This window comes from Corynebacterium senegalense (assembly GCF_900411315.1).
Taxonomy (GTDB): domain Bacteria; phylum Actinomycetota; class Actinomycetes; order Mycobacteriales; family Mycobacteriaceae; genus Corynebacterium; species Corynebacterium senegalense.
Genome location: NZ_LS990887.1, coordinates 834,475 through 857,935, shown reverse-complemented (window position 1 = coordinate 857,935; position 23,461 = coordinate 834,475). Strand labels below are relative to the sequence as shown.

The 23,461-nt window shown below is 64.9% G+C and carries 16 protein-coding genes, 3 rRNA genes, 1 other RNA gene and 1 riboswitch; of the genes, 14 read left to right on the top strand and 6 right to left on the bottom strand.

All coding sequences use genetic code 11. The features are described 5' to 3' along the window. Position 1: 1 nt before the first annotated feature. A riboswitch (TPP riboswitch) is annotated at positions 2-115 on the bottom strand. Between the two features lie 4 nt (positions 116-119). Beyond that, on the bottom strand, positions 120-1,397 hold the full coding sequence (locus tag DYZ02_RS04185) for a DUF418 domain-containing protein (RefSeq protein ID WP_245945638.1): 1,278 nt from the start codon (positions 1,395-1,397) through the stop codon (positions 120-122). A gap of 137 nt (positions 1,398-1,534) precedes the next feature. On the opposite strand from DYZ02_RS04185, the gene DYZ02_RS04180 reads away from it, so the two are divergent. Further along, positions 1,535-2,569 (top strand): S1 family peptidase, encoded by a 1,035-nt coding sequence (locus tag DYZ02_RS04180; protein WP_115686368.1) that lies wholly within the window; start codon positions 1,535-1,537, stop codon positions 2,567-2,569. On the opposite strand, the gene hisN is transcribed toward DYZ02_RS04180, so the two are convergent. Together hisN and DYZ02_RS04170 are read right to left on the bottom strand one after the other, a co-directional pair. Next, a complete protein-coding gene (gene hisN, locus DYZ02_RS04175) occupies positions 2,556-3,353 on the bottom strand; it encodes a histidinol-phosphatase (RefSeq protein ID WP_115685114.1) in 798 nt (265 codons plus the stop codon). The two genes, DYZ02_RS04180 and hisN, sit on opposite strands and share 14 nt — an antisense overlap. Continuing rightward, on the bottom strand, positions 3,346-4,152 hold the full coding sequence (locus DYZ02_RS04170; protein WP_425451002.1) for an inositol monophosphatase family protein: 807 nt from the start codon (positions 4,150-4,152) through the stop codon (positions 3,346-3,348). Before DYZ02_RS04170 ends, hisN begins: the two co-directional genes overlap by 8 nt. 37 nt (positions 4,153-4,189) lie before the next feature. Between DYZ02_RS04170 and prfB the strand changes: the two genes are divergently transcribed. The 13 genes from prfB to rrf all read left to right on the top strand — a co-directional run bounded on the left by prfB (position 4,190) and on the right by rrf (position 18,442). Next, positions 4,190-5,284 carry a peptide chain release factor 2 gene (gene prfB, locus DYZ02_RS04165; RefSeq protein ID WP_115685112.1) on the top strand — a complete coding sequence of 365 codons (1,095 nt, stop codon included), beginning with the start codon at positions 4,190-4,192 and terminating at the stop codon, positions 5,282-5,284. A 36-nt stretch (positions 5,285-5,320) separates the two neighbouring features. After that, positions 5,321-6,013: a cell division ATP-binding protein FtsE gene (ftsE, locus tag DYZ02_RS04160; protein WP_115685111.1), complete on the top strand. Its 693-nt coding sequence runs from the start codon at positions 5,321-5,323 to the stop codon at positions 6,011-6,013. After that, positions 6,013-6,915 (top strand): permease-like cell division protein FtsX, encoded by a 903-nt coding sequence (gene ftsX, locus DYZ02_RS04155; protein WP_115685110.1) that lies wholly within the window; start codon positions 6,013-6,015, stop codon positions 6,913-6,915. Before ftsE ends, ftsX begins: the two co-directional genes overlap by 1 nt. Positions 6,916-6,949: 34 nt before the next feature. Further along, positions 6,950-7,441: an SsrA-binding protein SmpB gene (gene smpB, locus DYZ02_RS04150; protein ID WP_115685109.1), complete on the top strand. Its 492-nt coding sequence runs from the start codon at positions 6,950-6,952 to the stop codon at positions 7,439-7,441. Further along, the gene (locus DYZ02_RS04145; RefSeq protein WP_115685108.1) at positions 7,438-8,076 is read left to right on the top strand and encodes an SDR family NAD(P)-dependent oxidoreductase; all 639 of its coding nucleotides are present in this window, start codon (positions 7,438-7,440) and stop codon (positions 8,074-8,076) included. The genes smpB and DYZ02_RS04145 overlap by 4 nt, the downstream gene beginning before the upstream one ends. A 52-nt stretch (positions 8,077-8,128) precedes the next feature. Next, positions 8,129-8,508, top strand: a transfer-messenger RNA (tmRNA) gene (gene ssrA, locus DYZ02_RS04140). A gap of 204 nt (positions 8,509-8,712) precedes the next feature. Beyond that, positions 8,713-9,732, top strand: coding sequence for a siderophore ABC transporter substrate-binding protein (locus DYZ02_RS04135; RefSeq protein WP_115685107.1), 1,020 nt, complete (start codon positions 8,713-8,715; stop codon positions 9,730-9,732). Positions 9,733-9,890: 158 nt separating this feature from the next. After that, positions 9,891-10,859 (top strand): ABC transporter permease, encoded by a 969-nt coding sequence (locus DYZ02_RS04130; protein WP_115685106.1) that lies wholly within the window; start codon positions 9,891-9,893, stop codon positions 10,857-10,859. 58 nt (positions 10,860-10,917) lie between these two features. Next, complete coding sequence (locus tag DYZ02_RS04125) at positions 10,918-11,862, top strand: iron chelate uptake ABC transporter family permease subunit (protein WP_115685105.1); 945 nt, start codon at positions 10,918-10,920, stop codon at positions 11,860-11,862. Then, positions 11,859-12,614: an iron ABC transporter ATP-binding protein gene (locus tag DYZ02_RS04120; RefSeq protein WP_115685104.1), complete on the top strand. Its 756-nt coding sequence runs from the start codon at positions 11,859-11,861 to the stop codon at positions 12,612-12,614. Before DYZ02_RS04125 ends, DYZ02_RS04120 begins: the two co-directional genes overlap by 4 nt. A 617-nt stretch (positions 12,615-13,231) precedes the next feature. After that, positions 13,232-14,750 (top strand): 16S ribosomal RNA (locus tag DYZ02_RS04115). A gap of 367 nt (positions 14,751-15,117) precedes the next feature. After that, positions 15,118-18,194, top strand: a 23S ribosomal RNA gene (locus DYZ02_RS04110). A 130-nt stretch (positions 18,195-18,324) separates the two neighbouring features. Then, positions 18,325-18,442: ribosomal RNA gene (gene rrf / locus DYZ02_RS04105) — 5S ribosomal RNA — on the top strand. The 16S, 23S and 5S rRNA genes sit together here, the layout of an rRNA operon. Positions 18,443-18,921: 479 nt before the next feature. On the opposite strand, the gene DYZ02_RS04095 is transcribed toward rrf, so the two are convergent. The 3 genes from DYZ02_RS04095 to DYZ02_RS04085 form a co-directional block, all read right to left on the bottom strand. Next, positions 18,922-21,000: a YhgE/Pip domain-containing protein gene (locus DYZ02_RS04095; protein WP_115685102.1), complete on the bottom strand. Its 2,079-nt coding sequence runs from the start codon at positions 20,998-21,000 to the stop codon at positions 18,922-18,924. A 152-nt stretch (positions 21,001-21,152) separates the two neighbouring features. Further along, the gene (locus tag DYZ02_RS04090) at positions 21,153-21,803 is read right to left on the bottom strand and encodes a DUF3239 domain-containing protein (protein ID WP_115685101.1); all 651 of its coding nucleotides are present in this window, start codon (positions 21,801-21,803) and stop codon (positions 21,153-21,155) included. A 19-nt stretch (positions 21,804-21,822) separates the two neighbouring features. Continuing rightward, the gene (locus tag DYZ02_RS04085) at positions 21,823-23,457 is read right to left on the bottom strand and encodes a DNA repair helicase XPB (protein WP_425451001.1); all 1,635 of its coding nucleotides are present in this window, start codon (positions 23,455-23,457) and stop codon (positions 21,823-21,825) included. Positions 23,458-23,461: the final 4 nt, after the last annotated feature.

Below are 23,461 nucleotides of genomic sequence, written 5' to 3'. Positions count from 1 at the left end.
GCAGGATTCTCCTTCAACTTCCTTCGCTGGTGCTAACCAGGCAGGTTCAGACGGTGCCCGCGCGGCCATGAGCGCGGTCTCAGCCCCTCGGCGTGGGGCGCCCGTGTTCGGTCGAGAATCTAGGGTAGCTGCTCGCGCCCGGCTCGGGGCGCGAATGGCTCAATCCGTCCGGTGGGGCCGTAGGAGAGGCGGCGGTGCGCCCACTCGAACGGGCCCTGCCTGCCCGCTGCCTCAAGGGCGGCGGCGAGGCCGAGGGTGATGAGCCAGACGAGCGCCCCGACCGCGGTCTTGCCGGTGATGGTCGCGTCCTGGGCCAGGCCGAGAGTGAACGGCATGACCAGCGCGACGAAGAGGAAGGACTGGGCGAGGTAGCCCGTCATGGAACGCTTGCCCAGCGCCACGAAGGGGTACGTCCACGCCGGCGGTGCGGCCACCCCGGTCTCCTCGTAGCGGCGGTACATCCGCTTCTGGAGCGGGTTGGTCAAAAGCGCCAGCCCGGCCAGGATGCCGGGGCCGGTGAAGGCACCCAGCCCGGTGTTCGCCACGTACAGGGGCGCCTCGAGCGCCGGGTCGATCACGCCGATGGCGGCCAGGCCGAGGGGCAGGCCAATGAGGAGGACCACCGCGGCGGCGACGCACACCCAGGTGACGAGGACGCGGCGGTGCCTGTCCACGTCGACGAGGTAGCCCTCGCGCGCCCAGACGAAGCCGAGCAGGACGAGCCCGCCGAGCGAGAGGACCCCGAGCGGCAGGCCGCTCAGCGCCGTTGAGCCGGCGGCGGCGTTCTCCCGGAGGTAGGTGAGCGGGTCGGTGAGCTCCGCTGTGGGTGGGGCGATCTGGAGGCCGAGGCCCGCCTCCTCGACCCCCATGTAATAGATGCCCACCGCGCCGAGGATGGTGAGCAGCACGGAAAAGAGGAGTGTCGAGTAGGCGATGATGCGCAGCGCTTTCGATTTCAGGGTGATCATGAGAGCGACGAGTGCGCCGATGACGCCGTACATGGTCATGATGTCGCCGTAGAAGAGCAGGAAGGTGTGGGCCAGGCCGAAGGCGGCGAGGACGAGGTAGCGCCGCACGAGCACCGCGCGGGCCCGGGCGACGGGGTAGCCCTTCCGGTGGAGGCTGGCCACGATGAGGCCAATGCCGAAGCCGAGCAGCGTGGAGAACATGGGCAGGCCGCGCACGTGCACGAAGAGCGCCGCGAACACCGCGAGTACCTCGTCCGCGCTCTCGCCCGGGCGCACCCCGCCGAGGGTCCAACCGGGTTGGCCGGGTTCGCTCGCGGGGTTCATGATCCACGCCTGGGTGACGTTGGCGGCGGCGATGCCGAGAAGCGCGAGGCCGCGGGCGAGGTCGGGGACGATGAGTCTGGGCTTGGGCCGGGCGATTGTTTCCACGCGGCAACATTAACAGCCGCCGGCGGGTGGGGCGGGGGTGGAAAAGGCGGCCGCGAAAGGGGGACAAAGTTGCGCGTGTTTGGCAGAGTGAAAAGGGTTCACCATTGAGCACCTCCGAGCCGAAGGGAAAGCACCACATGCCTCGCCGTTTCCACGGGCGCAGCCTCGCGCTGCTTCTTGCCACTGTCCTCGCCGCCGGGGCTGGAGCCCCCGCCGCGCACGGTCAGGAGGTGCCCGATGTGAGGCAGCTGCTTGACGACGCCACCTCGCGCGCCCAGCAGCAGGTCGATGCCCAAGTTGCCCAGGTCGCCCAAGTTGCCCAGCGTGTCGGTGCTCTCGGCGAGCCGGAGGGCTTCGACGTCCCCGGCACCAACCCGGAGCCGCTGGGCCTGCAGCCGGGCGACAACGCGGACCCCGACTACGTCGACCCGAACTACGTGTGGGCCTCCGACCCCGCCTCGAAGGTCCTGGCCGGCAAGCCCTTCGCCGACGAGGTCCTGCACCGCGTCCCCGGCTCCTACCACGACGCCCCGCGCATCCCCGCGGAGTCCGACGCCGCCAAGGAGCAGGGAGCCTCCCTCTACGGTCCCGGTACCCCGGTCTACGTGGGAGGGAGCATGTGCACCGTGGCGGTCGCGGGCTACGACGAGGCCGGGCGCAAGATCGCCCTGACCGCAGGGCACTGCGGCGAGCCCGGCACCCCGGTCGCCTCGGCGGACTCGCCGCAGCTCGGCGTGTCCGGCACGGTGGTCTCCACCAACCCGGACCTGGACTACTCGGTCATCGAGCTCGGCTCGAACACGGAGGTCAGCCGCTCTTACAACGGGGTCACCGTCAATTCCCTGGGCGGGGAGCCCGCCGCGCCGGGCGATGTGGTGTGCAAGGAGGGCGTCGCCTCGGGGCGCACCTGCGGGATGACCTTCTACGACTACGGGCGCGACAACATCAGCCAGGTGTGCGCGATGTACGGCGATTCCGGGGCCCCGCTGGTCGCGGGCGACCGGGTCGTCGGCCTGGTCACGGGCGGGGTGCTGCCCCCGGGCGCGAACGTGCCCTGCTACAGCCCGCTGCAGGGTGCGCTGCACACGCCGACGCTGAGCACGCGCATGGACACGGTGCTCACGGACATGGACGGCAAGTCCGAGCCCGGACGGGGGTTCAGGCTCCCTTAAGGGCGGTGAGGGTGGCGTCGTGAAGCCGGCCGTTCGTGGCCACCGCGTCGCCGCCGTGCGGGCCGTCCTCCCCGGCCAGGGAGGTGAACCGTCCGCCCGCCTCGGTGACCAGGACGGACAGGGCGGCGAGATCCCAGAGCGAGACCTCGGGCTCGGCGGCGATGTCCACGGCGCCCTCGGCGACGAAGCAGTAGGAGAGGAAGTCGCCGTAGCCGCGCAGGCGCCACGTCTTCTCGGTCAGGCCGATGAAGTTGTCGCGCAGGTCGCGCTCCGCCCAGCCCTCGAGGGAGGACATGGACAGCGAGGCGTCGGCGAGCTCGGAGACGGCGGAGACCTCCAGGCGTTTCAGCGCCCCGCCGTTGAAGGTGCGCCACGCTCCCGACCCGGCGGAGGCGTACCAGCGCCGGGCCAGGGCGGGGGCGGAGACGACGCCGACGACGGGGGTACCGTCGACCAGCAGCGCAATGAGGGTGGCGTAGACGGGAACGCCGCGCACGAAGTTTTTGGTGCCGTCGATGGGATCGATGACCCACTGGCGCCCCTCGAAGGTGGCGTCCCCGCCAAATTCCTCGCCGAGCACGGCGTCGCTCGGGCGCGCCTCGGCCAGCCGTGCCCGCAGCGCCTCCTCGACGGCGAGGTCGGCGTCGGAGACCGGCGTCATGTCGGGTTTCGATTCGACGGTGAGGTCCGCGGCCTCGAAACGGTCGAGCGTGATCGCGTCCGCGATATCGGCCAGCTCGAGGGCCAGGGCGAGGTCGTCGGCGTAACTGGGGGTATCAGACATGTCCGTCAAGCCTAGCCGTTATCTCCTCCACGATCCGCCGGTTTCCGGCGACGCACCAGGTCACGCCCCCAGCGTCGACCTTGACGGCGGATCCGCCGGCGGCCTCGATGAGCGCCTTGCCCGGCAGCCAGTCCCAGTCGGCGACGCTGTGCTGAAGCCAGCCGCCGAACTGCCCGGAGGCGATGGAGGCAAGGTCGACGGAGCCCGCGCCGAGCATGCGCAGGGTCGCCGCGTCGCGCGCCGCGCGCAGCCACGCCCCGCGGATCTCGTCGTCGCGCAAGAAAGTGGGGTGGAGGTAGGTGACCAGAGCTTTCTCGCCTAACGACGCCTCCTCCAGCCGCCCCAGCTCGACGCCGTTGCGCGTCGCCCTCCCGCCGGCCGCGAGCCAGGTGGTGGCCGTGGCCGGGCGGTGCACGGCGCCGACGAGGGTCTCGTCGCCCTCGGTCAGGGCGAGCGCGGAGCAGAAGTAGTCGGAGCCCTGGGAGAAGTTGAAGGTGCCGTCGACGGGGTCGATGACCCAGACCCGCCCGGACTGCGAGTCCTTCGCGGCGCCTTCCTCGCCGAGGATCCCGTCGGCGGGGCGCAGCCGCGCCAGCGCGGCGGCCACGAACTCCTCGGCGGCGCGGTCGGCGTCGGTGACGACGTCCGAGACGGAGGTCTTGTAACCCAGGTCGAGGCCGCCCGGGTCCGCGTCGCGCATGCGCAGGGCGAGGGAGCCGGCGTGGGTGACGAGGGCGTCGGCAAGCTCTGCGTCATCTGACGTTCGGTGGGCTTCGATGAACTCTTCGGTGGTTGGCATGCTTCCCATTATGGGCGCTCCGCTAAAGTGGGGCCTTATGCATCCCGAGACCTCTTCGCGCATCCAGGACCTCGATTCCACGCTCACGACCATCGAGAAGGTGATGGATCTCGACGAGCTCGGGGCACGCGCGCGCGAGCTGGAGCAGCAGGCGGGTGACCCCTCCCTGTGGGACGACCCCGAGCACGGGCAGAAGGTCACCACCGAGCTGTCCAACGTCCAGGCGCGCCTGCGCAAGGTCTCGTCCCTGCGCGGGCGGGTCGACGACCTGCCGGTGATGTACGAGCTGGCGGAGGAGGAGGGCGACGCCTCGCTCGCCGACGAGGAGCTCGCCGCCCTCGAGGAGGCCGTTTCCTCCCTGGAGGTGCAGACCATGCTCTCCGGCGAGTACGACGAGCGCGAGGCCGTGGTGAACATCCGCTCGGGCGCCGGCGGGGTCGACGCCGCCGACTGGGCCGAGATGCTCATGCGCATGTACGTGCGCTGGGCGGAGAAGAACGGCCACAAGGTCGACGTCTACGACATCTCCTACGCGGAGGAGGCAGGCATCAAGTCCGCGACCTTCGTGGTGCACGGGGACTACATGTACGGCCAGCTGTCGGTGGAGCAGGGCGCGCACCGGCTGGTGCGCATCTCGCCCTTCGACAACCAGGGGCGGCGTCAGACGTCGTTCGCCGAGGTGGAGGTGCTGCCGGTGGTGGAGCAGACCGACCACATCGACATCCCCGACTCGGAGATCCGCGTCGACGTCTACCGTTCCTCCGGCCCGGGCGGGCAGTCGGTGAACACCACCGACTCGGCAGTGCGCATCACCCACATCCCGACGGGCATCGTGGTGACGTGCCAGAACGAGAAGTCGCAGATCCAGAACAAGGCCTCGGCACTCAACGTGCTGCAGTCGAAGCTGCTGGAGCGCAAGCGCCAGGAGGAGAAGGCGGAGATGGACGCGCTCGGCGCGGGCGGCAACGCCTCCTGGGGAAACCAGATGCGCTCCTATGTGCTGCACCCGTACCAGATGGTGAAGGACCTGCGCACGAACTACGAGGTGGGGGACCCGCAGAAGGTGCTCGACGGGGACATCGACGGGTTCCTGGAGTCGGGCATCCGCTGGCGGATGGCCGAAAGTGAGTAGTTTTCTGTCACACCAGTAACAGGTAGGGTGGGGCGGGTGATTAGATTCTCGGACGTCACCAAGATCTACCCGACCTCGACCCGCCCCGCGCTCGACCACGTCTCCTTCGAGATCGCCGACGGCGAGTTCGTCTTCCTCATCGGACCCTCGGGCTCGGGCAAGTCGACTTTCCTGCAGCTGATGATCCGCGAGGAGAACGTCTCCAGCGGGGACATCTACTTCAACGACTTCCACGTCAACGCCCTGAAGGGCCGCGAGGTCAACGCGCTGCGGCAGTCCATCGGCTACGTGTTCCAGGACTTCCGCCTGCTGCCCAAGCTCAACGTCTACGACAACGTCGCGTTTGCGCTCGAGGTGACGGGCAAGTCGAAGGCGAAGATCGCCAAGCTCGTGCCCGAGGCGCTCGAGCTTGTCGGCCTGGACGCGAAGGCGAACCGCATGCCCAACGAGCTGTCGGGCGGCGAGCAGCAGCGCGTGGCGATCGCGCGCGCCTTCGTCGACCGCCCCCCGCTCGTGCTTGCCGACGAGCCGACAGGCAACCTGGACCCCGCGACCGCGGACGAGATCATGGCGCTTCTGGCCCGCATCAACCGCCTCGGCTCGACGGTGGTGATGTCCACCCACAACGCGCGCGCCGTCAACGACATGCGCCAGCGCGTGATGGAACTGCACCTGGGCAAGCTGGTGCGCGACGACAAGCACGGCGTGTACGGAACGGAGGGCCGCTAATGAACTGGGGTTTCATCGTGCGCGAGGGCCTGCGCGGCCTGGGGCGCAACATCACCATGACCATCGCGCTGATCATCACCACGGCGCTGTCGCTGGTGCTCGTGGGCGCCGGCATCATGATCTCGCAGGCGACCGCCGAGACGAAGGACCTGTACCTGGACCGCGTCGAGGTGATGGTCGAACTCGACGAGGCCATCTCCTCCTCCGACAAGGACTGCTCCTCGGCGGAGTGCAGGGAGGTCCGCGACACCCTGCAGGGCGACGACCGCGTGGAGCAGGTGACGTTCCGCTCCCGCGAGCAGTCCTACGAGCGCTTCGTCGAGCTGTTCCAGGACACCGAGCCAGAGCTGGTCCGCGAGACGAGCCCCGACGCCCTGCCGGCGGCGCTGCACGTGCGGCTGAAGGACCCCGCGGACACCGCGCCCATCGACGCCATCCGCGACATGCCGCAGGTCGCCGTCGTCACCGACCAGGCCGACACCGTGCGCCAGGCGGCCCACACCATGGACACCTTCCGCAACGTGGCGTTCCTCGTCGCGGCGGCGCAGGCGGTGGCGGCGGTGTTCCTCATCGCCAACATGGTGCAGCTGGCGGCGTTCAACCGCCGCGAACAGATCGGCATCATGCGCATGGTCGGCGCCTCGCGCTGGTTCACCCAGGCCCCGTTCGTGCTCGAGGCGGTTATCTCGGTGCTCATCGGCGGTGTGGTCGGCACCATCGTGGCGTGGGCCTCGAAGCGCTTCCTCGTCGACCCGATGCTGGGGGACCTCTACGCCTCGCAGCTCGTGGCCCGCGTGCCCGACTCGAACGTCTGGACGGTGATGCCGCTGGTCACCCTCGCGGCGGTCGTGCTGGGTGGGCTGGCGGCGCAGGTGGCACTGCGCAGCTACGTGCGCAAGTAGCCCGCTGGACGCCCCGGGTAGACTGTGAGGGGTTATGGCCAAGAAAAAGAAGAAGCAGACCCCCGGCGACGTGATCGCGTCGAACCGCAAGGCGCGGCATGACTACACGATCCTGGACACCTACGAGACGGGCATCGCTCTCGTGGGCACCGAGATCAAGTCGCTGCGCGAGGGCCGGGCCAGCCTGGTCCAGGCCTTCGCCACGATCGACAACGGCGAGGTGTGGCTGCGCAACCTGCACATCCCGGAGTATTCGCGGGGCTCGTGGACGAACCACAGCCCGCGGCGCACCCGGAAGCTGCTGCTGCACCGCCGCGAGATCGACTCGCTCGAGGGCAAGATCAAGGACGGCAACCGCACCCTGGTTCCCCTGTCGCTCTACCTCAAAGAGGGCAAGGCGAAGGTCGAGCTCGGTCTGGCGCAGGGCAAGCAGGACTACGACAAGCGCCAGGCGATCAAGCGCCGCACGGAGGACCGCGAGATCGCCCGCGACCTGGGCAGGAAGTTCAAGGGGATCAAGGCATGAGAAAGGCACTCGTCACCGGCGCATCGCGCGGCATCGGCCGGGCCATCGCCGAGGAGCTGGGCAGGGATCACCACGTTTACGCGGGTGCGAGCGGGGACGCCAGCGGGGTCGTCGCCAAGCTTGGCTCGGCCGAGCCCTTCGAGGTTGACCTCCGCGACCCGGCAGCGATCCGCGAGGCCGCCGCGGGGATCGAGGAACTCGATGTCCTCGTCCACGCCGCCGGGCTCTACCCGAAGGGGAGCTTCGAATCGCTTGACGACGCCCAGTGGCGCGAAGCCTTCGAGGTCAACGTCTTTGCCGGCATCGAGCTCACGCGGGCGCTCCTGCCCGCTCTGCGGCGCTCCAACGGCCTGCTCATCACCATCAACTCCGGCGCCGGCTTCCACGGCTTCGAGGGCGGCACGGCCTACTGCGCGACGAAGTTCGCGCTGCGCGGCTTCACGGAGGCGCTGCGCCTGGAGGAGGCCGGGCGCATCCGCGTCACCTCCCTGCACCCGGGCCGCACCGACACGGACATGATCGCCGCGGACGAGCGGCCGAAGATGCCGGCTGAGGCCGTGGCGAGGGCGGCCCGCCTCGCCGTCGACGCCGCCGCGATGGGGGCGACCCTCGAGTTCTTGCGCATCGCCCCGTAGGGCGCTAGAGTTATCTCTCCTACGGTCAATGCATATCCCGCCGTAGCGCAATGGGGATGATTTTGGTTTCGACTCCATTGATCAATCCAGGGGAAGCGTGCCGGTGCAGGCTGGAGACCACCGTGAGCGTCGCAGCAAACAATAAACGCAGAGAAGAACTCTCAGCGTGACTACGCCCTCGCTGCCTAAGTAGCGACCGCGTGTCTGTCAGGCCGGGCTCGCCCCCGTCCCGGTACCTGGCATCGACTTAGGGGGCTTGCCTTCCGGCCTTGTTGGCGGGGCTCGGAAGGGACACCTCACACCAACTGGGCCCGTCATCCGGACATGTTCGCCTGATCCGGAGGGCCGAGCAGAGGCGTCGCGCGAACTGCGCACGGAGAAGCCCTGGTGCGGTAATGGAGGACCCGGGTTCAATTCCCGGCATCTCCACCGAAACCCCCGGTCACAAGGTTGTGGCCGGGGGTTCTCCTTTATGCTGCGGCCGTTTCCGGCTACCCCCGCCCCGCATTTAGGAAACACGTGTGTACTGTAATTACGTGAAAGGCCGGGGGTAAGGATTGGCTAACTTTCAGCGGCCTTGTACCTTTTCCAAGGTAACCCTTACCTAAGTTCCCGAACGTCAAAGGAGCGGATCCCATGTCCCGATTCTCTGCCCGCACCGCGCTCGTCGCGGTTGTCGCCGCCACGGCCCTCGGCCTCGGCGCCTGCTCGACCGCCGAGGACGGGGCCAGCTCGTCCTCCTCCGCCAGCAGCAGCCAGGCCGCCGAGTCCGCCGGCACCGTCACTGTCGAGGACAACACCGGCACGAAGGAGGTCCCGAGCCCGCCGAAGAAGGTCGTTGCCCTCGACAACCGCTCCTTCGAGATCCTCGACGCGTGGGGGATCAAGCCGGTCGCCGCCGCCCGCGCCCTCGTTCCCACCACGATCCCGGGCATCGGCGACGACGAGAACATCATCGACATCGGCAACCACCGCGAGCCCAACCTCGAGGCCATCGTGGCCGCCGACCCCGACGTCGTCGTCTCGGGCCAGCGCTTCCAGGAGTACGACCCGGAGATCGAGAAGCTCGTCCCCGAGGCGGTCGTCCTCGACTTCGAGCCGCGCGACGGCGAGAGCCTCGACGCCGAGCTCATCCGCCAGACCGAGGCCCTCGGCGAGGTCTTCGGCAAGCAGGAGGAGGCGCAGAAGCTTGTCGACGACTTCACCGCCGCCATCGAGCGGGCCAAGGCCGCCTACGACCCGAACCAGACCGTCATGGCCCTCAACGCCTCCGGCGGCGAGCTCGGCTACGTCGCCCCGGGCATCGGCCGCGTCTGGGGCCCGATCTTCGACATGCTCGGCCTGAAGCCCTCCCTCGAGGTCTCCAACTCCTCCGACGACCACCAGGGCGACGACATCTCGGTCGAGGCCATCGCGCAGTCCAACCCGGACTGGATCCTCGTCCTCGACCGCGACGCGGGCACCCGCTCCGACGAGGGTTCCCCGGCCGCCAAGCAGGTCATCGCCGACGCCGCCCCGCTGCAGAACGTCACCGCGGTGAAGGAGGGCCACGTCTACGTCGCCCCGGCTGACACCTACACCAACGAGTCGATCATCACCTACACCGAGATCCTCAACGAGCTCGCCGACTCCTTCGAGGCCGCGAAGCAGGGGTAGCGGGAAAGCTACGTACGAAATCTTGCGCCCGCCCCGATTCAGCCACCGGGGCGGGCGCGCACCATGCACACCCCGGGCGTATTTAGGAAACTCAACTGTGGTGTAATTGCAGCCACGGCAACTGGGTGCGTGTACTGAAAAGGGAAGGAGCCCCGAGTATGGCCCGAACATCGCTCCGCGCGCTTCTGAGCTGGAAGCTTCTGGCGGGTGTTGGTGCTGTCGCAGCCCTTCTGGTCGTCTCGCTCTTCGTGGGTCAGTACGACATCTGGCGCAGCGCCGACGGCTGGGAGATGTTCCGCGCCACGCGCGTGCCCCGCACCATCGCGCTCGTGCTGGCGGGTGCGGCGATGGCGATGAGCGGTCTGATCATGCAGATGCTCACGCAGAACCGCTTCGTGGAGCCGACGACGACGGGCACCACGGAGTGGGCCGGCCTGGGTTTGCTTACCACGCTGGTGTTCGCGCCCCACGCGTCCATCCTGGTGCGGATGGTGGTGGCGGTCATCTTCGCCTTCGTGGGCACCATGGTCTTCTTCCTGTTCCTGCGGCGGGTCACGCTGCGCAGCTCCCTGGTGGTGCCGATCGTCGGCATCATGCTGGGGGCGGTGGTGAGCTCGATCTCCACGTTCTTCGCGCTGCAGACGAACCTGCTGCAGTCGCTCGGCGTCTGGTTCGCCGGCTCCTTCACCAGCGTCATCTCGGGGCAGTATGAGGTGCTGTGGGTCGTGCTCCTGGTGGTCGTCGCGGTGTTCTTCTACGCGGACAAGCTCACGGTCGCCGGGCTGGGGGAGGACATTGCCACGAACGTGGGGCTGAACTACGGCCGCATCGTCCTCGTCGGCACCGGCCTCGTCGCCGTCGCGTCCGGGGTGGTCACGGTGGTGGTGGGCAACCTGCCCTTCCTCGGGCTCATCGTGCCCAACATCGTGAGCATGCTGCGCGGCGACGACATGCGCTCCAACCTGCCCTGGGTGTGCGTCCTCGGCGTGGGCATCGTCACCGTGTGCGACCTGCTCGGGCGGACGATCATCGCGCCGTTCGAGATGCCCGTTTCCGTCATCCTCGGCGTCGTGGGCGCCGTGGTGTTCGTGGCACTGATTGTGAGGCAGACGCGCCGTGGACGTTAACCGTAGGCACGTCGGCGCTTTTCAGACGTCGACAAGCAAAAGGCGATACTGGCTGGCGATGGCCGGCCTCATCGTCCTCGCGGCGCTGTTTGTCGCGGGGCTGATCGGCTACGACAACCCCGTGGACTTCGGCACCCGCGGCTACTGGCTCATCGCCCAGCGGCGAATGAACTCGGTGGTGGCGATGCTCATCGTCGCCCTGTGCCAGGCCGTGGCCACCGTCGCCTTCCAGACGGTGACCAACAACCGCATCCTCACGCCCTCCATCATGGGCTTCGAGTCCCTCTACGTGGCGATTCACACCGCCACCGTCTACTTCCTCGGCGCGGCGGGGCTGAACAACGCCCGCACGATGGAGATGTTCGTGGCCCAGCTCGTGCTGATGGTGGGGCTCTCGCTGATCCTGTACTCGTGGCTGCTCGCGGACTCGAGCTCGAACATGCACGCCATGCTGCTCGTGGGCATCGTCATCGGCGGCGGGCTGGGCTCGCTGTCGACGTTCATGCAGCGCATGCTCACGCCCAGCGAGTTCGACGTGCTCACGGCGCGCATGTTCGGCTCCGTCAACAACGCCGACCCGCAGTACTACCCGGTGGCGATCCCGCTGGTCCTCGTGGCGGTGGCGCTCATGTACGCCAATTCGCGCCGGCTGAACATCCTCGCGCTGGGCCGCGACGTGGCCGTCAACCTCGGGGTGAGCCACCGCGCCCACGCGATTCTCACCCTCGTGCTCGTCTCGGTCCTCATGTCCGTGTCGACCGCGCTGGTCGGGCCGATGACCTTCCTCGGCTTCCTCGTGGCCACCCTGGCGTACCTGTTCACGGACACCTACGATCACCGCTACATCTTCCCGATGGCCTTCCTCCTGGGCTTCGTGATCCTGAGCGGGGCGTACTTCATCATGAACCACATCTTCTACGCGCAGGGCGTGGTGTCCATCATCATCGAGCTGGTGGGAGGGCTCACCTTCCTCGTTGTCATCCTCAGAAAGGGGCGCTTGTGATCACGCTTACCGACGTCCGCAAGGACTACGGCGACGACGTCGCCATCGGACCCGTCAACCTGCAGATCCCCTCCGGCGGCATCACCGCCCTCGTCGGCCCGAACGGCGCCGGCAAGTCGACGCTCTTGACCATGATCGGCCGGCTCCTCGCCGTGGACTCCGGCACGGTGGAGATCGCGCAGATGGACGTCACCGAGACGAAGTCGAAGGACCTGGCCAAGATCATCTCGATCCTGCGGCAGGAGAACCACTTTGTCACCCGTCTCACGGTGCGCCAGCTCGTCGGCTTCGGCCGTTTCCCGTACACCCGGGGCAGGCTCAACGCCGAGGACGAGCAGATCATCTCGAAGTACATCGACTTCCTCGGCCTCAAGCCGCTGGAGAACCGCTACCTCGACCAGCTCTCGGGCGGGCAGCGGCAGCGCGCGTACGTGGCGATGGTCCTGTGCCAGGAAACCGACTACGTGCTTCTCGACGAGCCGCTGAACAACCTCGACATCGCCCACTCCGTGGACATGATGCGCCACCTCTACGACGCGGCCCACGACCTCGGCCGCACCATCATCATCGTCCTCCACGACATCAACTTTGCCGCGCGATACGCCGACTACATCTGCGCGGCCAAGGACGGCCAGATCGCCGCCTTCGGCACGCCCGCCGAGATCATGCGCGACGACCTGCTCACCGAGATCTTCAACACGGAGGTCACGGTCATCGAGGGTCCGCACGGTCCTATCGCGACCTATCACTAAGCCTATCGACGCCGATTTAACGCCATTCACCTGCGGGTTTGTGTTGTTGGTGGGTTGGGGTTAATGTTTCTCCTCGTCGCCGCGGCCGGGTTGGTTCGGTTGGGGTGAGTGGGATGTTTTAAGTGCATAACGGTGGTTTCCGAGGGTTGTCGGGGTTGTTGTTTACTTCGATTTTGACTTTTGGTTACTGGTTGTGTAGATTCATCTCTTGCTGCTTGACTGGCCTGGTTTTTGCTGGGTTGTGTTGGGTGTGCGTGTGTTGTGTGAGAACTCGATAGTGTGCCAATGTACTTTTTTTGTTTGTGGGTTGGTTGTGTGCTGTGTGTGCTTGCTGCTGCTGTTGTGGTGGTGGGTGTGTGCCGGTGGGTTGTGCCTGAACCATTTGATGGGGCGCGGCTTTGTTGGTGTTTGCATGGTGCGTGATTGATTCGCGTTTGTGACAGATACTTTTTTGGTTGCCTTTCCCTGTTTTTTCCCTCGTCAGGGTGGGGAGGGGTGGCCGGTAATTTTGTGGATTGCCAGCGCGCTTGGTGCCTGCTTTTTGGTGGGTGTTGGGTGTGGTGGTTTGTTTTGGTTGGGTTTTGGGCTTTTCACGGCCTGTTTCTTCTGAAGCATTTTTTGTGGAGAGTTTGATCCTGGCTCAGGATGAACGCTGGCGGCGTGCTTAACACATGCAAGTCGAACGGAAAGGCCCTGCTTGCAGGGTAATGGAGTGGCGATCGGGTGAGTAACACGTGAGTGATCTGCCCTGTACTTCGGGATAAGCTTGGGAAACTGGGTCTAATACCGGATAGGACTGCATCGTGGGTGGTGTGGTGGAAAGCTTTTGCGGTATGGGATGAGCTCGCGGCCTATCAGCTTGTTGGTGGGGTAATGGCCTACCAAGGCGTCGACGGGTAGCCGGCCTGAGAGGGTGTACGGCCACATTGGGACTGAGATACGGCCCAGACTCCTACGGGAGGCAGCAGTGGGGAATATTGCACAATGGGCGCAAGCCTGATGCAGCGACGCCGCGTGGGGGATGACGGCCTTCGGGTTGTAAACTCCTTTCGCCAGGGACGAAGCGTAAGTGACGGTACCTGGATAAGAAGCACCGGCTAACTACGTGCCAGCAGCCGCGGTAATACGTAGGGTGCGAGCGTTGTCCGGAATTACTGGGCGTAAAGAGCTCGTAGGTGGTTTGTCGCGTCGTTTGTGTAAGTCCACGGCTTAACTGTGGGACTGCAGGCGATACGGGCATAACTTGAGTGCTGTAGGGGAGACTGGAATTCCTGGTGTAGCGGTGAAATGCGCAGATATCAGGAGGAACACCGATGGCGAAGGCAGGTCTCTGGGCAGTAACTGACGCTGAGGAGCGAAAGCATGGGTAGCGAACAGGATTAGATACCCTGGTAGTCCATGCCGTAAACGGTGGGCGCTAGGTGTGAGTCCCTTCCACGGGGTTCGTGCCGTAGCTAACGCATTAAGCGCCCCGCCTGGGGAGTACGGCCGCAAGGCTAAAACTCAAAGGAATTGACGGGGGCCCGCACAAGCGGCGGAGCATGTGGATTAATTCGATGCAACGCGAAGAACCTTACCTGGGCTTGACATACACCGGACCGGGCCAGAGATGGTCTTTCCCTTTGTGGCTGGTGTACAGGTGGTGCATGGTTGTCGTCAGCTCGTGTCGTGAGATGTTGGGTTAAGTCCCGCAACGAGCGCAACCCTTGTCTTATGTTGCCAGCACGTTGTGGTGGGGACTCATGAGAGACTGCCGGGGTTAACTCGGAGGAAGGTGGGGATGACGTCAAATCATCATGCCCCTTATGTCCAGGGCTTCACACATGCTACAATGGTCGGTACAGCGCGTGCGCGAGTTCGTGAGGATGAGCTAATCGCTGAAAGCCGGTCGTAGTTCGGATTGGGGTCTGCAACTCGACCCCATGAAGTCGGAGTCGCTAGTAATCGCAGATCAGCAACGCTGCGGTGAATACGTTCCCGGGCCTTGTACACACCGCCCGTCACGTCATGAAAGTTGGTAACACCCGAAGCCAGTGGCTCAAACTCGTTAGAGAGCTGTCGAAGGTGGGATCGGCGATTGGGACGAAGTCGTAACAAGGTAGCCGTACCGGAAGGTGCGGCTGGATCACCTCCTTTCTAAGGAGTTTTTGTTTTTGTGTGCCCCACGGTTGTGGGGTGTGTGGTTGAGTGCCCGTGTGTGGTGCTGCCGCGTTTTTTGTTGAAATCCGGGTGGAGGCATGCCGGCATCATTGTGTGTGGTGCTTTGTGCGTGTGGTGTGCAATTGTTGCCTGCAAGCGAGTGGTCTTTTGTGGACGGGTATGTTGGTGCGCTGTCGGGTGTCTGGGATGATACGCGTTTGTGTGTTGTTTCCTTAGGCCCTGCATGCTTGGGCACGTCCGTGTGGTGTGTTTTTGGTGTGTGGGTGTGGTGTGTGAGAACTGTATAGTGGACGCGAGCATCTTTATTCTTGTGTGCGTGCCTGCCTTGTGGTGGGTGCGTGTTGTTAGTGTTTTTTAAGGGCGTACGGTGGATGCCTTGGTATGCTGAGCCGATGAAGGACGTGTGAGGCTGCGTTAAGCCTCGGGGAGTTGCCAACAAAGCGTTGATCCGAGGATGTCCGAATGGGGAAACCCGGCACCAGTTGTGTGGTGTGACCTGCAGGTGAATTCATAGCCTGTGTGGGGGTGACGCGGGGAAGTGAAACATCTCAGTACCCGTAGGAGAAGAAAACAATTGTGATTCCGTTAGTAGTGGCGAGCGAAGGCGGATGAGGCTAAACCATGTGTGTGTGATACCTGGCAGGGGTTGCGCATGTGGGGTTGTGGGGATGCATGTTGCAGGTACTGTCATGCCTGTGCACATTCAGCGCGTGTTAGCGGAAGTTGCCTGGGATGGTGCGCCGTAGTGGGTGAGAGCCCCTGTACGTGAAGGCGTGTGTTGGTGTGTTGTGTGTTTCCCGAGTAGCAGCGGGCTCGTGGAATCTGCTGTGAATCTGCCGGGACCACCCGGTAAGCCTAAATACTCAGTGTGACCGATAGTGGATAGTACCGTGAGGGAATGGTGAAAAGTACCCCGGGAGGGGAGTGAAATAGTTCCTGAAACCGTGCGCTTACAATCCGTCAGAGCACCTCGTGTGTGTGATGGCGTGCCTTTTGAAGAATGAGCCTGCGAGTCAGCGGCATGTCGCGAGGTTAACCCGTTGGTGGGGGAGCCGTAGCGAAAGCGAATCCTAATGGGGTGTTGCAAGTGGCATGTCCTGGACCCGAAGCGGGGTGATCTACCCATGGCCAGTGTGAAGCAGCTGTAAGAGGTTGTGGAGGCGCGAACCCACTTAGGTTGAAAACTGAGGGGATGAGCTGTGGGTAGGGGTGAAAGGCCAATCAAACTCCGTGATAGCTGGTTCTCCCCGAAATGCATTTAGGTGCAGCGTCATGTTAGCTTGCCGGAGGTAGAGCTACTGGTTGGTTGAGCGGGACTATCATCTTAGCAATGTCAGCCAAACTCCGAATGCCGGTTGAAGTGGTGCATGGCAGTGAGACTGTGGGGGATAAGCTTCATAGTCGAGAGGGAAACAGCCCAGATCGCCGGTTAAGGCCCCTAAGGGTGTACTAAGTGGAAAAGGATGTGGGATCGCGAAGACAGCCAGGAGGTTGGCTTAGAAGCAGCCATCCTTGAAAGAGTGCGTAATAGCTCACTGGTCGAGTGGTTCCGCGCCGACAATTCAGTGGGGCTCAAGTACACCGCCGAAGCCGCGGCATAACATGTGTTATGGGTAGGGGAGCGTCGTGCATGGGGTGAAGCAGTACCGGAAGGGGCTGTGGACTGTGTGCGAGTGAGAATGCAGGCATGAGTAACGAGTGATAAGTGAGAATCTTATCCGCCGGATGACTAAGGGTTCCTGGGTCAAGTTCGTCTTCCCAGGGTGAGTCGGGTCCTAAGGCGAGGCCGACAGGCGTAGTCGATGGTCAACGGGTTGATATTCCCGTACCCGTGTATACGCGCCCAAGACTGGACCGGTGATACTAACCACGCCGAGTGCTGCTGTCACTTGCTCTTTGAGTGGTGTGGTGGGACGAGGTGTGGGGCCTGATCCGTAGTAGGTCAGTGATGGGGTGACGCAGGAAGGTAGCTACGCCGCTTAATGGATTGCGGTGCAAGCGTGTGGCACGGGCCCTTGTTAAATGCGGGGCTCATTATGTGTGAGGCGTGATGCGTAGCCCCTTTGTGGGGTGATGGTGGTGATCCTATGCTGTCGAGAAAAGCCTCTAGCGAGTGTGTACACGGCCCGTACCCGAAACCGACACAGGTAGTCAGGTAGAGAATACTAAGGCGGTCGGGTGAACTGTGGTTAAGGAACTCGGCAAATTGCCCCCGTAACTTCGGGAGAAGGGGGACCCTGCTGTGTGCGCCATCTTTACGGTGGTTAGCGTGGTGGGGTCGCAGAGAATAGAGGGGAGCGACTGTTTATCAAAAACACAGGTCCGTGCGAAGACTTTTACGTTGATGTATACGGACTGACGCCTGCCCGGTGCTGGAAGGTTAAGAGGACCTGTTAGGCATGTTGTGCCGAAGCGGAGAATTTAAGCCCCAGTAAACGGCGGTGGTAACTATAACCATCCTAAGGTAGCGAAATTCCTTGTCGGGTAAGTTCCGACCTGCACGAATGGCGTAACGACTCCCCTGCTGTCTCAACCACAGGCCCGGTGAAATTGCAGTACGAGTAAAGATGCTCGTTTCGCGCGGCAGGACGAAAAGACCCCGGGACCTTCACTATAGCTTGGTATTGGTGTTCGGTGCGGTTTGTGTAGGATAGGTGGGAGACTGTGATACGGCCACGCCAGTGGTTGTGGAGTCGTTGTTGAAATACCACTCTGACCGTAGTGGATACCTTAACCTTGGCCCATGATCTGGGTTGGGGACAGTGCCTGGTGGGTAGTTTAACTGGGGCGGTTGCCTCCCAAAGAGTAACGGAGGCGCCCAAAGGTTCCCTCAGCCTGGTTGGCAATCAGGTGGCGAGTGTAAGTGCACAAGGGAGCTTGACTGCGAGACTGACTAGTCGAGCAGGGACGAAAGTCGGGACTAGTGATCCGGCACCTACTTGTGGATGTGGTGTCGCTCAACGGATAAAAGGTACCCCGGGGATAACAGGCTGATCTTCCCCAAGAGTCCATATCGACGGGATGGTTTGGCACCTCGATGTCGGCTCGTCGCATCCTGGGGCTGGAGTAGGTCCCAAGGGTTGGGCTGTTCGCCCATTAAAGCGGCACGCGAGCTGGGTTCAGAACGTCGTGAGACAGTTCGGTCTCTATCCGCCGCGCGCGTTGAAACTTGAAGAAGGCTGTCCCTAGTACGAGAGGACCGGGACGGACGTACCTCTGGTGTGCCAGTTGTTCCGCCAGGAGCACGGCTGGTTGGCTACGTACGGAAGGGATAACCGCTGAAAGCATCTAAGCGGGAAGCCTGTTTTGAGATGAGGTTTCTTTTGAGGTTCCCCACAGACTATGGGGTTGATAGGCCGGATCTGGACACGCAGCAATGCGCGAAGGTGACCGGTACTAATACACCAACAAACACAACAAACAATGAGCACCAAGAATCGTGCCCGCGTCCACTATGCAGTATCTGACACACCACACCACCAACCAGTGCGTGTGTGGAGGCCAGAACAATAATTGAACATGAACCCAACATGATCAACCCAACAAGTGTGTCGGTGGTTGATGGCGGCGGGGAAACGCCCGGACCCATTCCGAACCCGGAAGCTAAGCCCGCCCGCGCTGATGGTACTGCCCCCGGGAGGGAGTGGGAGAGTAAGTTACCGCCGACCCAACAACTTCACAAAAACAAAAGCGCCTGACCCCACCCGGGACAGGCGCTTTTGCCGTACCCGCACTACCAACCCACCACAGACAAGCCCAGTATTGATACGCCACGGGTCTCGCTGTCCTGTTGTGCACCTCTGTGTCGACGCCGCACGTCACGTTCGCGGAATCCCGCCAACCTTGAGGTCAAACGGGGGATGGGGAGTAAGCAGGGGATCTGGGGATAAGGCTTGGCGGATCGATCGTTGCCGCTGGTAGTCCAGTCACTCCTCGATGGCCTCACCTGCCGCCGCGCCGGCTTCTTGATGGGACGCGCGTAACCCCAGGCCTGTGGCCGTGTCTATGGTGCCGGCCTTCACCGCTCGCGGGGCGTCCAGGCTGGCTGGGTGAGTAGTCGCCATGAGGAACAGATCCGCGTGGGCTGCGTCCCGCACACCTGCATAGAAAAAGGGGCCCGGAAGGGCCCCTTTGTGCGTGTGCATCTCTAGTAGGTGACGGAGGTGACCGGTTCCTCGCCGAGGCGGGGCTCCCGGCCCAGGCGGCGATCTTCCTCGAGCTCCACCGCAGCGCCGTGGCGGCGCGCGTTGTAGATCGTCACCGAGAGTGCGAGGGCGACGATGCTGAAGGTGAACAGGACTGCGAGGGCGGTCCAGAAGGTGCCGTCGTAGAGCCCGTCCGTGGCCCGCATGAAGGCGTAGCGGGCGTAGCTCATCGGGTGGACCGTGTGGAAGAACTGCAGTGGGGCGGGGATCGTGGAGATGGGCCATACGCCGCCGAAGACGAAGAGTCCGAGGGCGAAGAAGCCCACCGAGAACATCCCGCCGACGAGGCGGCCGAAGAGGACGCGGAAGAACTGGTACATGGCAGCGCCGTTCGCGGCGATGAGCGCGATGACGGTGCCCATTGCGAGCCAGTTCGCTGGGCGCCAGCCGGTGAGGACCGAGATGGCGGTGAAGACCGCCATGACGCCGAGGTTGATCAGGAACATCAGCCCGAAGGCGCGCAGGACCGGGCCGAGGGGGGTTCGGCTTTCGGCGCGGCGGCCGACAACGTGGGGGAGGAGGGCGGAGAGGACGGCCATGACCAGGTAGCCGAAGATGAGCATCACGATGAGCGAGAAGCCGCTTTCGATCTTCTTGACGGTCGGGTTGGATTCGTCGACAAGCCCCTGCGTCGGGTGCATGTTGGCTTCCTCGAAGACGATCGGCACGGCCATCTGGCGGGCGGAGTCGGGGACGCGGGACACGACGGGCGCGCTCTCCGCGCCTTCCTTGAGCTTGTCGGAGAGCTCGGTCGAGCCGTCCTTGAGCTGGCCGACGCCGTTGTTGAGCTCCGCGCCGCCCTCGACAAGCTGGCCCGTGCCGTCCTTGAGCTGGCCCACGCCCGTGCTGAGGCGGGAGGTGCCGTCGATGAGGCGGTCGGTGCCCGAGCGCAGCTCCGTGGAGCCGTTGGCGAGCTGATGGGAGCCGTCGACGAGGCGGTTGACGCCGTTGAGGTAGGGCGCGTCCGGGCTGTTGAGGTTGTAGCTGAGCTGGGCGGTGCCGTCGCGGAGCTTGTTCAGCTGCGCGACCATGTTGGTCTCGTTGGCGGGGTCGAGCTTGGAGATGGAGCTGTTCAGCTTGTCGGCCTGCTCGGTCATGCCGACGGCGTAGAGCGTGTCGACGACCGGTCGGACCTGCCCCACGACGCCCTGCACCTGCTCGAGGAGGGGGATGAGGGTTCCGGTGAGCTGCTGGACGCCCCCGTCGATCTGGGCGGCGCCGTCGCCGAGCTGGCGGGTGCCGTCCTTGAGAGTGAGCAGGCCGTTGTTGAGCTCGTGGGCGCCGCCCTCGAGGCGCTTGGCGCCGTCGTTGAGCTGGCCCGCGCCGGTGCTGAGCTCGGCGGCGCCGGCGTTGAGCTGCGTGGCACCGTCATCGAGCTTGCCGATGCCCTCGACGGCGCGGCCGGTGCCGTCCTGCAGGCGGCCCAGGCCGTCGTCGATCTGTGCGGAGCCGTCCGCGGCGCGGCGGATGCCGTCGCCAAGCTGGTTCATGCCCGTCAGAGTCTCCGTGGCGTAGGTCTCGGCGATATTCGCGGAGATCTGCGCCTGCAGCTCGGGGATGAGGCCGGCGGTGAGGACCGAGCCGTTCGTGCCGCCGTAGTCGTTGTAGTCGATGAGGATCTGGGACTGGCGGGGCTCGTCGGAGATCAGCGAGACGGCCCGGGCGGAGAAGTCCTCGGGGATGGTGACCACGAAGAGGTAGTCACCCTTCGTCAGGCCCAGCCGGGCGTCCTCGGCGTCCACCTCCTCGAAGTTGAGGTAGTCCTTCTCCAGGAGGCCCTTGACCACCTCGTCGCCGATCGCGCGGAACTCGCCGTTGTTCTCCGCGCCCTTGTCCTCGTTGACGATGGCGAGGGGGACGTTGGGCAGGGTCTTGCTCGGGTCCCACATGGCCCACATGAACGTCGCCGACATGAGCAGCGGGACGACGAGGGCGAGGACGATGAGGATGCGCGCGAGGACGCTGGCGGGGCGCCAATCGAGAAGGCGGCTGAGCCTTCCCCTGGGTGTGGTTGTGGACAATGCCGTTTCCTTTCACATCGCACCCGCCACCGATAAACAGACACGAACGACGGGTCGCTTTTTGCTTAGGAAACTAAATTAATCCAAATCCTTTGCTGGGGGAAGTAATTTAGGAAATATCGCCCAAAAAAGTGTAGCCCCGATCACACCCGCTACTTCTCGACGGGCAGGAGGTTGTGCTTCGCCGCCTTCACCTCGTCCAGGCGCGTGCGGGCCCGCTCCAGAATGTGCCACTGCTCGCGGGGAATGGCGTCGCGCGCCGTCTCCACCACCGCCCGGTCCGGGGTGCCCCACGCGATCGGCATCGGGGTGATGACCTGCCAGCGGCCCTTGTCGTGCACCGAGCGCTGGCCGCCCACCGCTGCGACCGGGACCTTGGTACCCACGGCCTCCGCCGTGTTCGGCAGCGCGTGGACGTTGCGCGAGGTCACCGCCCACACTGCGGGCTGGTCCGGGTCTACGGTCGTGTTGACTAGGGCTAGCAGGGTGAAATCGGTGCCCTTGCGCTCGGCGACGATGGCCGGGGCGAGGGGGTGGGCGTCGTAAAGCTCCTGCGCCGTGCCCACCGAGCGGGGAATGAGCAGGCCGACGACGAGCATCATCACCCCGAAAAGCACCAGCCCCAGGGTGCCGAGGAGGTGCCAGGGGGAGGAGGCGTCGACGAGGAACCAGACCAGCGCCGCGCCGAGGAGGGAGAGCACGAACAGCGCGATGCCGGAGACCACCAGATTCCGGGTGTCGCGCAGCAGCTCGTTGTGCTGCTTTGCGTAATCCTCGTCGACGTCGAAGCGGAACACCTTCATTGAGCTCATGGGGCCGATTCTATAGGTCGGCCGCGTCGACCAGCCGGTAGGCGTAGCCCTGCTCGGCGAGGAAGCGCTGACGGTGCATCGCGTACTCCGCGTCGAGGGTGTCGCGCGCAACCACCGTATAGAACAGCGCCTCGCCGCCGTTGGCCTTGGGGCGCAGCAGCCGGCCGAGCCGCTGCGCCTCCTCCTGGCGGGAGCCGAAGGTGCCCGACACCTGGATGCCGACGGCGGCCTCGGGCAGGTCGATGGAGAAGTTCGCCACCTTCGACACCACGAGCGTCCGGATCTCCCCGCGGCGGAACTTGTCGAAGGCCTCCTCGCGCTTCCGGTTGGAGGTGGTGCCGTCGACAAGCGGGGCGCCCGTGCGCTCGGCGATCTCCTCCAGCTGCTCGAGGTAGGCCCCGATGATCAGCGTCTGCTGCCCCTCGTGCCTCGCCAGCAGCTTATCGACGACACCGAGCTTGCCCCGGGACGTCGCCGCGACCCGGTAGCGCTCCCGCGTTTCCGCGGTGGCGTAGACCATGCGCTCCTCCTCGCCCATGGTGGTGCGCACCTCGACGCACTCGGCGGTGGCGATGTAGCCCGCCATCTCGAGCTCCTTCCACGGCGCGTCGTAGCGCTTCGGCCCGATGAGGGAGAACACGTCGTCCTCCCGGCCGTCCTCGCGCACGAGCGTGGCGGTGAGCCCGAGGCGGCGCCGCGACTGCAGGTCGGCGGCCATGCGGAACACCGGTGCGGGAAGGAGGTGGACCTCGTCGTAGATGATCAGGCCCCAGTCACGCGAGTCGAACAGCTCCAGCGCCCGGTACTCGCCCTTCGTCTTTCGGGTGACCACCTGGTAGGTGGCGATGGTGACCGGGCGGATCTCCTTGCGCTCACCCGAGTACTCGCCGATCTCCTCCGGGGTCAGCGTGGTGCGGCGGAGCAGCTCGTCGCGCCACTGCCTGCCGGCGACCGTGTTGGTGACGAGGATGAGGGTGGTGGTCTGCGCCTGTGCCATCGACGCGGCCCCGACGATGGTCTTGCCGGCGCCGCAGGGCAGGACCACGACGCCCGAGCCGCCCTCCCAGAAGGACTCCGTGGCGTACTGCTGGTAGTCGCGCAGCTGCCAGCCCTCGGTGTCCAGCGCGATGGGGTGCGACTCCCCGTCGACGTAGCCGGCGCGGTCGTCGACGGGCCAGCCGATCTTGGTCAGCTCCTGCTTGACGCGGCCGCGCTCCGAGGGGTGGACCGCGATCGTCGTGTCGTCGATCGCCTGGCCGAGCAGCGGGCGGATCTTCTTGTGGCGCGTGATCTCGGTGAGCAGGGCAGCGTCATCGGCCTCCAGGACGAGCCCGTGCGCGGGGCTCTTGAGCAACCTCACCCGCCCGTAGCGCGCCATCGTCTCGGCGACGTCGACGAGCAGGGCCTGGGGCACGGGGAAGCGGGAGAAGCGCTCGAGCACGTCGACGGCGGTTTCCGCGTCGAAGCCGGCGGCGCGGGCGTTCCACAGCGCCAGCGGGGTGATGCGGTAGGTGTGCACGTGCTCGGGGGCGCGCTCCAGCTCCGCGAAGGGCGCGAGCGCCGCCCGCGCCAGGCCCGCCTGCGGGTGGGCGACGTCGAGGAGGACAGTCTTATCCGATTGGACGATGAGCGGGCCGTCGAGCATGGGG

Bases quoted from the DNA above. Each gene is read 5' to 3' on its own strand.
- DYZ02_RS04180 (WP_115686368.1), top strand. From the start codon at position 1,535: ATGCCTCGCCGTTTCCACGGGCGCAGCCTCGCGCTGCTTCTTGCCACT.
- hisN (WP_115685114.1), bottom strand. From the start codon at position 3,353: ATGTCTGATACCCCCAGTTACGCCGACGACCTCGCCCTGGCCCTCGAG.
- DYZ02_RS04170 (WP_425451002.1), bottom strand. From the start codon at position 4,152: ATGCCAACCACCGAAGAGTTCATCGAAGCCCACCGAACGTCAGATGAC.
- prfB (WP_115685112.1), top strand. From the start codon at position 4,190: ATGCATCCCGAGACCTCTTCGCGCATCCAGGACCTCGATTCCACGCTC.
- ftsX (WP_115685110.1), top strand. From the start codon at position 6,013: ATGAACTGGGGTTTCATCGTGCGCGAGGGCCTGCGCGGCCTGGGGCGC.
- smpB (WP_115685109.1), top strand. From the start codon at position 6,950: ATGGCCAAGAAAAAGAAGAAGCAGACCCCCGGCGACGTGATCGCGTCG.
- DYZ02_RS04145 (WP_115685108.1), top strand. From the start codon at position 7,438: ATGAGAAAGGCACTCGTCACCGGCGCATCGCGCGGCATCGGCCGGGCC.
- DYZ02_RS04135 (WP_115685107.1), top strand. From the start codon at position 8,713: ATGTCCCGATTCTCTGCCCGCACCGCGCTCGTCGCGGTTGTCGCCGCC.
- DYZ02_RS04130 (WP_115685106.1), top strand. From the start codon at position 9,891: ATGGCCCGAACATCGCTCCGCGCGCTTCTGAGCTGGAAGCTTCTGGCG.
- DYZ02_RS04125 (WP_115685105.1), top strand. From the start codon at position 10,918: ATGGCCGGCCTCATCGTCCTCGCGGCGCTGTTTGTCGCGGGGCTGATC.
- DYZ02_RS04090 (WP_115685101.1), bottom strand. From the start codon at position 21,803: ATGAAGGTGTTCCGCTTCGACGTCGACGAGGATTACGCAAAGCAGCAC.
- DYZ02_RS04085 (WP_425451001.1), bottom strand. From the start codon at position 23,457: ATGCTCGACGGCCCGCTCATCGTCCAATCGGATAAGACTGTCCTCCTC.